Consider the following 10,018-nt stretch of genomic DNA (forward strand, 5'->3'; position numbering starts at 1 on the left):
CACCCACCTGGCCGCGGTCACCGGGGACGACGGCACGCTGCTCGGCTACGTCACCATGGAGGACGTCCTCGAGGAACTCGTCGGCCCCGCCACGGACCTGGCCGAGGAAGCGGCCTGAGCCGCCGGCCGCCGGCCTGGCCGGCGGCCTCGCGAGGGGGACGTCCCGCGCGTGGCGTGGCGAACTCCGGCTCGCGCGCGGCGTGGCACGGTCCGCCCTGTCCCCGGCGGTCCGTACACGGCGATGGTCGCGGGGATGGCGAGGACCCGTCCGGGGCTTCGGCGAAGCGGCCGGGGAGGGTTCAGCGGTCGGCGCCGTCCGAGCCGTCGGTCCTGCGGATCACGTCCTCGGGGGCGGCCCGGATGACGCGCGGGGCGGGCCGCTCCGCGGCCGGGTCCTCGTCCGCCTTCATGGCCGCGGCCTCGCTCTTGAGGATGCGGGTCGCCTTCCCGGCCGAGCGGACGAGGTCGGGGAGCTTCCTGATGCCGATCACGACGATGACCACGATGAGCAGCAGGGCGAGTTCGCTGAGGCCGAACATCGTGCGGGTTCCCTCCGGCTGGACGGGGCGCCAGGGCGCCCTTGGTGACGACCCTGTGAAAACTACAGCACTGTAGTAGGCGTGGGCCAGGGCGCAGGGCCGCCGCTGGCTACGATGAACCGCCCCGGCCACGGCGGGTGCCGCGGCCGGCTGGAGCGAGACGGGGTGAGGGACCGGGTGCACGGCAGGCGACGAGGTCAAGGGGAGCTGGAGGCCGAGGTGCTGGCGGCGCTGCGCGCGGCGCCGGGACCGGTGAGTGCGGCACGGGTGCAGGAGGAGCTGGGCCGCGCACTCGCCTACACCACGGTGGTGACGATCCTGACGCGGCTGCTCGCCAAGGGCGCGGTGACGCGGGAACGGGCCGGCCGGTCGTTCGTGTGGACGCCGACCGCCGACCAGGCGGACCTGGCGGCGCTGCGCATGCGCAAGGTGCTGGACGGGGAGCAGGACCGGCAGGCGGTGCTGGCCAGCTTCGTGACCGGCCTGCTGCCGCAGGACGAGCAGATGCTGCGGGAACTGCTGGACCAGGCCGGGGAAGCCGAGGAGTAGGGCGGGCCATGGGGGTCTTCGTCTTCCTGCCGCTGGTCCTGCCCCTGACGGCCTGGCCGGTCGCCCGGCTGGCCGCGCAGCACCTGCACCCCCGGACGGCGACCCGGCTGCTGTCGGCGGTGGCCGGGGTGCTCGCCCTGTGCAGCACGCTCTGCCTGGCCCTGCTGGTCGTGGTCGGCACCGCGCAACTGCCGGGCAATCCGCTGCCGGACGGGTGGTCGGACCCCGAGGTGCGCGCGGCGGTCCCGTACGACGAGGTCGCCGGCAGGGCGGCCATCCCGGCCCTGCTCGTCGTGCTGGGGTCCTGCGCCCGGGCGGCGTGGCGGCACCGCCGGGTCCGCGGCCGGGCCCGGCGCGCGCTGGCGGGCCTGCCGGACGGGCCGGTCGCGGTACTGCCCGACGGGGTGCCGTACGCGTACGCGCTGCCCGGCCGCCGTCCGCGGATCGTGGTCAGCACCGGGCTGCTGGGCAGGCTGACCGCGGCCGAGCGCCGTGCCCTGTTCGCCCACGAGCGCGCGCATCTCGCCGGCCGCCACCACCGGTTCCTGCTGGCCGTGCAACTCGCGGCGCGGGCCAACCCCTTCCTGCGGCCGCTGCGTACCGCGGTCTCCTACACGACCGAACGGTGGGCGGACGAGGCGGCCGCCCGGACGGTCGGCAGCCGCCGTACCGTCGCGCTGGCGATCGGCAGGGCCGCGCTCGTCTCCGCGGGTGCCGGCCCACCAGGGGGTCCCGCCGGGTCCGCCGGGTTCGCGACCACGGGTCCGGTGCCGCGCCGCGTCGCCGCCCTGCTGGCACCCGCCCCCGCCGGGCGTGTCTGGCCGCCGGTCTCCACGGCGGTGGGCCTGGCCGCCTGGGGCGCCGCCGCGGGCACCGCCGCCTCGGCGCTCTCCTCCGCGAACTCCGCGGTCACCCTGTTCCTCATCCTGCACGCGGCCACGCCCTTGTAGGGCCGCCGGCCCGGGGGTGCTGCCGCCGGGGCGGACGGCAGCACCCGGTCCTCGACCGGCCGGAGCCGCTCCGACGACGGGGATCAGAGGTCGAACTCGTGCGGAGGCAGACCGAGGGCGTGGCAGGCCTCGCGGACGACGGCCTGCTCGGTCTTGTCGAAGTCGCCGTCGGCGCCGCCGATGACGATGCCGATCTGGACGACCGCACGCGCCTCGGCGGGCTTCTTGGCGGCCTTGGCGATCTCCTGGAGGACGCTGACCTTGCCGAAGTCGAAGTCCGCGGTGAGCTTGCCGAGGTTGTCCTCGAAACGGCGCTGCAGGTCCGTCGCGTCGAAGTTCTGCAGGACCTCGTTGGTGGCGATGAGCTGGGCGACCCGGCGCCGTTCCGACGGGTCGATCGTGCCGTCGGCCGCGGCGACGAGCGCGCACATCGCCATGGCGGCGTCACGGAAGGCACCGCTCTTGAGGTCGTTCTTCTTCGCCACGAGCTGCGTCTGCATGGTGGCGGCGGATTCCTTGATGCGGTCCCACAGGGGCATGAACGCTCCAGGTCTCGGCGGAGCCCGGACCGCCTCCCGGGCCGGACGTCCGCGTTTACTACAGCGCTGTAGAAACGAGGGGCCGTCCAAGATGGTTCCCCGCGGCGCGACTTCAGCCGGGCGCGTCGGCCGCGGCGTCCCGCAGCTCCCGGGCCGGGTTGCCGCCCCAGCGGGCCCGCTCCGGGACCTCCTCGCCCTTCATCAGGAAGGAATCGGGCGCGAGGACCGCCCCGTCGCCCATCGTCACGCCGTAGTGGACGAGGGCACCCACCCCGACGGTGCAGCCGCTGCCCAGCGTGGTGCGGTCCGACTTGAAGGTGCCGTCCTCCTGCGAGTGGCACTGGATCCGGGTGCCCTCGTTGAGGACGCACTCGTCGCCGATGCTGACCAGGGACCGTTCCGGCACGTAGCAGCCGTCGTCGAAGACCCGGCTGCCGACGCGGACTCCCAGCAGCCGCCATACGGCGGTCTTGAAGGGCGTGCCGTTGAACAGCGCGATCGCCTCGGTCGGATGGGTGATCTTCCAGTAGCGCTCGTGCCGCCAGAAGGGGCGTTCGTAGATCGAGCAGTACAACGGCCGCAGGCCGCGCGAGCCCGCGGTGGAGCGTTCGGTGAGCACCATGCCGGCGACGGCGAACAGCACGGTGAGGACGTTGGCGAGCGCGATCACGCCCGGGCCGAGGGTCTCGTAGAGGTCCGCGGCGGCCGAAACGACCAGCGCGACCGAGAAGAAGAACAGCCACCGCGACCCCAAGTGCAGGGCCATGGTCGCGGCGTTGTGCCTGTTCTTGGCCGCCAGCCGGCGCCGGAAGGTCGCGCGGTCCGCGACGAGGTGGTCGAACCTGCTGTCCCGCAGGACGGACCGGGGGATCTCGAAGCTGGGGGAGCCGAGGAGGCCGACTCCCTCGCGGACCTCACCGTCGAGCGGCACCATCACCTTGGTGGCCAGGAGGCAGTCGTCACCCGTCCTGGCCCCGGCGGGGTAGGCGATGTAGTTGCCCAGGAAGTTGTGCGGGCCGATCGTCACCTCGGACGTGCGGAAGGACGTCGCGGTGTAGTCGGCGTTGATGACCGACAGCCCGTCGGCGATCATCGTTCCCCGGCCGACGCTGGTCAGGCACGGGATGTCCTGGCGCACCGTGAGGCCGAAGTTGGAGCCGGTCTGCTCGACGTCGCCCAGGTCGTACCCGAGGCGGCTCAGGTAGGGGACGATCGCCGAGCTGTCGCCGAACAGCACCTTGTGGAAGCGCCGGTTGGTGAGGAATCCGACGGCCCGGTGCACCCCGTAGCGGAAGCCGAACAAGGGGTAGTCCCTGCCCGGCCGGACGAACGGTCCCAGCACCCGGGGGACGGTCACCGAGAGCAGGGCGCCCAGGACGACCGCGCCGAAGAAGAAGATCGCGGAAGCTGCCAGCGCCTCGGCGTAGAACGTCCAGCCGGTCAGCGCCGTGGGCCCGGGCCGCAGCAGCGCCCGGAACTGCGGGACCGCGGCCACCAGCAGGACGCCGCCGCCCACGCCCAGGGGCACGTACACGAGCAGGGCCGTCAGCAGTTGCGTCGCCGCGTAGGCGGCCCTGCGGAGGGTGCCGCAGCGGGCGGGACCGGCCGCGCGGCGGTAGTCGACCTCGGTCGGCTGGGCCGGGGACCCGTGCCAGCGTTCGCCGTCGGGCACGGCCTGGCCCGCGTGCAGCGAGGAGGAGTGGCCGAGCTGGGTGCCGTCGCCCATGGAGGTCCCGATGTCGAGCACCGTCGCCTCGCCGATCAGCACGTCCCTGCCGAGCGTGACCGGCCCGGTCCGGATCACCCCGGACTGCGCCCGGTAGCAGTTGAGGAAGGCGTCCTTGCGGATCACCGTGCCGTCGCCGACCGTGAGCAGGTCGGTGCAGACCGGCACGTGACGGGTGAAGACGGTCACCCGTCGTCCGATCCGCGCGCCGAGCGCCCGCAGATAGAGGGAGTAGACCGGGGACCCGGCGAACAGGGCCAGCGGATTCGCCCGGATCAGTGTCTTGGCGCACCAGAAGCGGACGTACGCCAGGCTCCACAGCCGGATCTCCCGAGGGCGCCACCGGCCGACGAGCACCCACTTGCCCAGGATCGGCAGTACGCACACCCCGACGAAGACGGCGGCCCCGAAGACGACCGCCCGCAGGTAGGTGCCGAGCAGCCCGGAGCCGCCCGCGATCCAGTCCACGCCGCCCGCGAGGACGAGGGCCGCCCCGAAGGAGTAGGCGAGGAAGAACAGCAGTTGCAGCCCCGCGCACAGCGCATAACGCGCCGTACCGACCGGGCCGTCCGGTACGCCGCCGGGTCCGTCCGGCTCCGCCGCTGGGGACACGGCAGCCGGTACGGCGGCCGCGGGAGGCGGCGCGTCCGCGATGGCCGCCGCCAGGCTCCGGACGGTCGGGTGGCGGTAGACGTCCTTGATCGAGACGGGCGGCACGTCCTGGCGCTTCCTGAGCCGCGCGCAGAAGCGGGCCATCACCATGGAGTCCGCGCCGAGGTCGGTGAAGAAGTTGCCGTCGAGCGGGACCCGCTCGGCCTGCACGACCGGGGCGAGCACCTCGGCGAGGATCCGTTCGCGGTCGGTGGCCGCGGACTCGTCGGGATCGGGGGTCAGGACGTCGACCGGGATGTCCGCCATGGCGGCTCCATGAGGGGTGCGGACCACGTGCGGTCGAGCCGAGCGCCGAGGCGGTACCGCCCCTGCCGAGGTCCGGGCGCGCGATCCGGAATCTGTGGGTGGGCCCCGTGTCCGGGATCGGGATGTGTGTGCCGTACTCGCAGTCTCGGCCCGGGGCGCCGTGGACGCCAACCGGCCGGCCCGTCACCCTCGGCGACTGGTGATCGCCGGAACGCGATACCCCCTGGTGAGCGGGTCACTCCGGGTCCGGCACCGCCATGGCGGTCCCGTGCACGCGGTCACCGGCGGTGCCCGTGTGCTGCTCGACGGCGAGCGGGTGGTCGGTGGGCTCCGGCTCGCTGTACGGGCGCCGCCCGGCCGGTCGCGTGCGGGCGTTGGTCCTCGGATCGAGGGTGCTCGGCCTGCAGAGGCCGGGTTCGGTGCTCGGCCGGACGACGGAGGGCTTCCCCGACTCCCGGGGAGGCGCGGACGCCCCACGAGAAGACCTCTCCGTTGCCGGTCACGGGCCTCTCGATCACGCCCTTGACGAAGATGCGTTCGCCCGTGACGACGCAGGGGCGCCGAACCAGCGGCGGAGGGCGGCGAGGAGTTCGTGCCGGTCCTCGCCGGTCCAGGCGACGTGGCCGTCGGGGCGCAGCAGCACCGCGGGGACGTCCGGTTCCTCGCCGACGTCGACGACGTGGTCGACCCGCTCCTCCCAGCCCGCCGCGGACAGCCCGCCGGTACGGTCGAGCAGCAGGCCGCGGCCGCCGTGCATCAGCGTGTACAGCCGCCCCTGCTTCAGCCGGACGTCCCGCAGCCGGCGGCCGAGCAGTTCGTGGCCCGCCCCGAAGTCGTAGCGGATCGCGATCCCGGTGATCTTCTCCATCAGGTGCCGGTTCACGTCCTCGAAGTGCACGAGTTCCGACAGCAGCCGGCGCACCGCCTGCGGACCCGGCTCGGTGGACAGCAACTGCATCTGCGCGCGGGTGTTGTCCAGCACGTCGGCGGCAACGGGGTGCCGTTCGGCGTGGTAGCTGTCCAGCAGCCCCTCGGGGGCCCAGCCGTTCACCGTGGCCGCGAGCTTCCAGCCGAGGTTGAACGCGTCCTGGATGCCCAGGTTGAGCCCCTGTCCGCCGGTCGGCGGATGGACGTGCGCGGCGTCGCCGGCGAGCAGCACCCGGCCCACCCGGTACCGCTCGGCCTGCCGGGTGGCGTCGCCGAAGCGGGACAGCCAGCGCGGCGAGTGCACGCCGAGGTCGGTGCCGGCGACCGCCCGCAGCCGCTCCTTGAACTCCTCGAAGGTCGGCGCCGCGTGGTCCTCGGCCACTCCGTCCGCGGGCACGACGAGGCAGTGCCGCCCGTCGGGCTCGGGGATGACGCCGAACCGCACCTGTGTCCTGCGGACCTCTTCCGTCACGGCGGCCACCGTCTCCGGCGGCGCGGCAACCTCCATCTCGCCCAGCAGCGTCTCGACCCTGGAGGGTTCGCCGGGGAAGCCGACGCCGAGCAGTTTCCGCACGGTGCTGCGTCCGCCGTCGCAGCCGACGAGGTAGCGCGAGCGCAGCCGCGTCCCGTCGGCGAGCTCCGCGGTCACGCCGTCGTCGTCCTGCTCCAGTCCGGTCAGTTCCGTGCCGCGCCGGATCTCCACGCCGGCCTCGGTGACGTGCTCGGTCAGCAGGCGTTCGGTGTCGGTCTGCCGGATGGCGAGGACGTACCCATGGGCGGTGTCCATCCGCTCCGGCCACCGGCCGGCGAGGCCGGCGAAGAGCCCGCCGGACGTGATCTTCCTGCCGCGGGCGAGGAACGCCTCCAGCAGTCCGCGCTGGTCCATCACCTCGATGCTGCGGACGTGCAGTCCGCGCGAACGGGTCTGCGCGCTCGGCTCCGCGTCCTTCTCCAGCACGAGCGCCCGTACCCCCTGGAGCCGCAGCTCGCCGGCGAGCATCAGTCCGGTCGGTCCGCCGCCGACGACGATGACGTCGATCATCAACACACCCATCCCCGCAGGTCCTGGTTCAAGGCGGTGATTCTGCGGCATATGGGGGGCCTTGCCGCAAGGCCCCCCATGCGCTATACGTTGAGAGTGGCGAGGAGCGGTGCTCCTCGCCTTCGTCGTCGCGATGGGACCGACCGGTTCAACGCCCCGGCGTTGAGGACTCCGCGGAGTCCTGTTCCTCGGTGTCGGCTTCGAAGTACACGTCGAGGACGGCGTCGAACTCGGCGTTCCAGGCCCGCAGCTGGCGTCGGCTGGGCGCGTCGACCCACGTTCCGAACCAGCGACGCGGGGACAAGTAGACCGTGACGCCGAAGCGATGCCCCCACTTGGGGACGTCGACCTCGACCGCGCCGATCTCCTTCCAGCCGAACTCGGCCTCGGTGTCGTCCAGCCGGAAGGCGAGGCCGTCCCGGTCCGCCCGGATCGCCCCCCTGCGGTCGGCCGCCTCGAACACCGGGCCCGCGTCGGAGCCTTCGGTGACTCCGTCGTCGCCTTCGTCGCCTTCGTCGTTGTCGTCGGTGTCGGCGGCTGACTCCTCCGCGGTCGCTATGGGCGACGGCACGGCACCGGTCGTCACGTCGGCCGCGGCGTCGGACGCACTGCCGGTCTCGGAGGCCGCGGCCTCGGTTCTGTCGTCGTCGTCCGGTTCCGGCGCGAGGATGCCGGGGACGTATGCCGGATCGATGCCGGCGGCCTGTACGAGCGGGATGTTCGGACCTCTGCTCTGCTCCACGGCGGGCAGTATGGCTGATCCGCCTGTGCCCGTGACACTCGCCCCGGCCTTCGGGCTTCGCACGTGCGCCGACCGCGGCATCACTCCATCGACTGCAGAATGCGGTCGAGCGTCCGGCGGCCCATTCCGCTCATCGTCGGATTGCTCTCGGCGTAGTACCAGACGACACCCATCGCCTGTTCGAACGCCCATGCCTTGCCGCGCTCCCACTCCAGATCGCCGCAGTCCAGTGTCCGCCGGAGCACTTCCCGCGGGCCTGGCCGCAACAGGTGCCAGGCGCTGACCAGATCCAGCGCGGGGTCGGCCGGGCCGAAGCCGCCGGTGTCGAGCACACCGCTGAGCCGGTCTCCCGCGACCAGCACATTGCCGGGAATCAGGTCGCCATGGCTCATCACGTCGGCACCCGCGCGCGGCAACTCCCGAAAGTGGCTCCACACCTGACGCAGCCGGGGCACGTCGAGCAGCCCCTCACTCTCCTCGAAGCACGTCGCCATCCATTCGTCGTGGTGGGCGAGGACGCCGCCACGATTTCCGCCGCTGAAAAGCCGCCCCCGCGTCCCGGCGGCCCGCAGGGCTGCGATGAAGGCCGCCAGGTCCTCGGCAAAGGCGTCCGACCCACTGGGGTCGGCATCGAAGGCGACCGTTCCCGGCAGCCATGTCTGGACCGACCACGGCATGGGGTAACCCGCTCCGGGCTTTCCCAGGGCGACGGGTTCCGGGACGGGGAACCTCGACACCCGAGCCAGCTCCGCGCTCGCCCGGGCTTCCCGTTCCAGAACCGCCAGCGCCTCGGCGGCATCGGCCGGACGCAGAGGGAAACGCGCGGAGAGGTCGTTCCCGATGCGGAAGATGGCGTTGACCGTCCCGGTCGACGGAAGGAGTTGGATCGTCTTGCCGCTCCACTGAGGGAACTGCTCTCGCACCAAGGTCGCAACGATGCGGGTGGTCACGACCACTTGGTCATCGTGCATGGTCATCTCGCAGCCCCCTTCCACTGGTCCAATCCGAAACGGCAGCGCGGAAGTCCGTGTCCCGGTCGACGAGGGTGTCGTCGAGGTCCGGCGGCACCGACGACACGACCGGGAGTAGATCACGGAACCCGCTGCGAGGCAGGTGGTTTTCGGCGGGTATCGGCATCGGGCCGGCGAAGTCGATGTCGCGGATCGTCGGGGGCCGGCGAGGCCCCCGTCCCGCGTCGACGTACGACAACTCGACGCACGGTCCGCCTGATCCATCCCAGCCGGTACAGCGATCCAGCACCCCCAGCGCGCTCAGCGCGCTCAGTCGCGCGACCGGGTTCGCCGAGACGGAGGCCCAGGAGACCGGTTCGTTGGGAGCCGCAGGTGAGAGGGTCTTGCTCTGCGACTGTTTCCGATATATCGTTGAGGCATCGCGACCGTACGACGATGGAAGGAGCGTCATCATGCGTTCCCATGGACACGGACACTTCGGGCCCGGCCATCACGGCCGCGGCGAGCATGATCAGGAGGGGCGGCGCGCGGCGTTCGGGCCGTTCGGGCCGCCGTTCGGCGGAGGGCCGTGGGGGCCCGGGCCGTGGCACGGCGGGCGGGGCGGCAGGGGAGGCCCGCGGGGGCGGGCGAGGCGCGGCGACGTGCGTGCCTCGATCCTTGCGCTGCTCGCCGACCGGCCCATGCACGGCTACGAGATGATCCAGGAGATCGCCGAGCGCAGCGGCGGTGCGTGGAAGCCGAGCCCCGGCTCGGTGTACCCGACGCTGCAACTGCTCGAGGACGAGGGCCTGATCAGCAGTGCGTCGGAGGGTGGCAAGAAGCTCTTCACGCTCACCGAGGCCGGCCGTACCGAGGCCGAGTCGGGGCCCGACGCCCCCTGGGAGGAGGCCGGCCGCGGCATCGACTGGGAGGCCATGAACGAGATCCGCAAGGCGGGCGCCGGCCTGGTCGACGCCTTCCGGCAGGTCTGGGCGACCGGTACGCCCGAACAGCGCGACAAGGCGCTGACCGTGGTCAACGAGGCCCGCAAGAAGCTCTACCTGATCCTCGCCGACGAGGACTGATCCCGTTGTACGCCGGTGGGGCCGGGCGGCCGCGCGGCCGGGGCCCCGCGG

General features: G+C 72.7%; 9 protein-coding genes. 3 read left to right on the plus strand and 6 right to left on the minus strand.

Annotated elements, in window-relative coordinates; translation table 11 throughout:
- Positions 1-299: 299 nt before the first annotated feature.
- Positions 300-539, minus strand: coding sequence for a twin-arginine translocase TatA/TatE family subunit (locus ACFW3D_RS41585; RefSeq protein WP_500513644.1), 240 nt, complete (start codon positions 537-539; stop codon positions 300-302).
- A 165-nt stretch (positions 540-704) separates the two neighbouring features.
- Between ACFW3D_RS41585 and ACFW3D_RS41590 the strand changes: the two genes are divergently transcribed.
- Together ACFW3D_RS41590 and ACFW3D_RS41595 are read left to right on the plus strand one after the other, a co-directional pair.
- Positions 705-1,088, plus strand: a complete 384-nt coding sequence (locus tag ACFW3D_RS41590) for a BlaI/MecI/CopY family transcriptional regulator (protein ID WP_500513645.1) — start codon at positions 705-707, stop codon at positions 1,086-1,088.
- Between the two features lie 8 nt (positions 1,089-1,096).
- Entirely contained in the window at positions 1,097-2,038 is a 942-nt protein-coding gene (locus ACFW3D_RS41595) for a M56 family metallopeptidase (RefSeq protein ID WP_500513647.1), read from the plus strand.
- An 83-nt stretch (positions 2,039-2,121) separates the two neighbouring features.
- Here the strand turns inward: ACFW3D_RS41595 and ACFW3D_RS41600 are convergent, their stop codons facing one another.
- The 5 genes from ACFW3D_RS41600 to ACFW3D_RS41620 all read right to left on the minus strand — a co-directional run bounded on the left by ACFW3D_RS41600 (position 2,122) and on the right by ACFW3D_RS41620 (position 8,909).
- Complete coding sequence (locus tag ACFW3D_RS41600) at positions 2,122-2,577, minus strand: tellurite resistance TerB family protein (protein ID WP_500513648.1); 456 nt, start codon at positions 2,575-2,577, stop codon at positions 2,122-2,124.
- A gap of 112 nt (positions 2,578-2,689) precedes the next feature.
- Entirely contained in the window at positions 2,690-5,221 is a 2,532-nt protein-coding gene (locus ACFW3D_RS41605) for a Pls/PosA family non-ribosomal peptide synthetase (RefSeq protein WP_500513650.1), read from the minus strand.
- A gap of 514 nt (positions 5,222-5,735) precedes the next feature.
- Positions 5,736-7,190, minus strand: a complete 1,455-nt coding sequence (gene rox / locus ACFW3D_RS41610) for a rifampin monooxygenase (protein ID WP_500513655.1) — start codon at positions 7,188-7,190, stop codon at positions 5,736-5,738.
- A 148-nt stretch (positions 7,191-7,338) separates the two neighbouring features.
- Positions 7,339-7,932, minus strand: coding sequence for a hypothetical protein (locus tag ACFW3D_RS41615; RefSeq protein WP_500513651.1), 594 nt, complete (start codon positions 7,930-7,932; stop codon positions 7,339-7,341).
- 80 nt (positions 7,933-8,012) lie between these two features.
- The gene (locus ACFW3D_RS41620) at positions 8,013-8,909 is read right to left on the minus strand and encodes an aminoglycoside phosphotransferase family protein (protein ID WP_500513652.1); all 897 of its coding nucleotides are present in this window, start codon (positions 8,907-8,909) and stop codon (positions 8,013-8,015) included.
- A gap of 446 nt (positions 8,910-9,355) precedes the next feature.
- Here ACFW3D_RS41620 and ACFW3D_RS41625 point away from each other — a divergent pair, with 446 nt between their 5' ends.
- A complete protein-coding gene (locus ACFW3D_RS41625; protein ID WP_500513653.1) occupies positions 9,356-9,967 on the plus strand; it encodes a PadR family transcriptional regulator in 612 nt (203 codons plus the stop codon).
- Positions 9,968-10,018 lie beyond the last annotated feature (51 nt).

The organism is Streptomyces sp. NPDC058864, from assembly GCF_042742985.1.
In the GTDB taxonomy this organism is placed as follows: Bacteria; Actinomycetota; Actinomycetes; order Streptomycetales; family Streptomycetaceae; genus Actinacidiphila.

Bases quoted from the DNA above. Each gene is read 5' to 3' on its own strand.
- ACFW3D_RS41585 (WP_500513644.1), bottom strand. From the start codon at position 539: ATGTTCGGCCTCAGCGAACTCGCCCTGCTGCTCATCGTGGTCATCGTC.
- rox (WP_500513655.1), bottom strand. From the start codon at position 7,190: ATGATCGACGTCATCGTCGTCGGCGGCGGACCGACCGGACTGATGCTC.
- ACFW3D_RS41595 (WP_500513647.1), top strand. From the start codon at position 1,097: ATGGGGGTCTTCGTCTTCCTGCCGCTGGTCCTGCCCCTGACGGCCTGG.
- ACFW3D_RS41620 (WP_500513652.1), bottom strand. From the start codon at position 8,909: ATGACCATGCACGATGACCAAGTGGTCGTGACCACCCGCATCGTTGCG.
- ACFW3D_RS41625 (WP_500513653.1), top strand. From the start codon at position 9,356: ATGCGTTCCCATGGACACGGACACTTCGGGCCCGGCCATCACGGCCGC.
- ACFW3D_RS41600 (WP_500513648.1), bottom strand. From the start codon at position 2,577: ATGCCCCTGTGGGACCGCATCAAGGAATCCGCCGCCACCATGCAGACG.
- ACFW3D_RS41605 (WP_500513650.1), bottom strand. From the start codon at position 5,221: ATGGCGGACATCCCGGTCGACGTCCTGACCCCCGATCCCGACGAGTCC.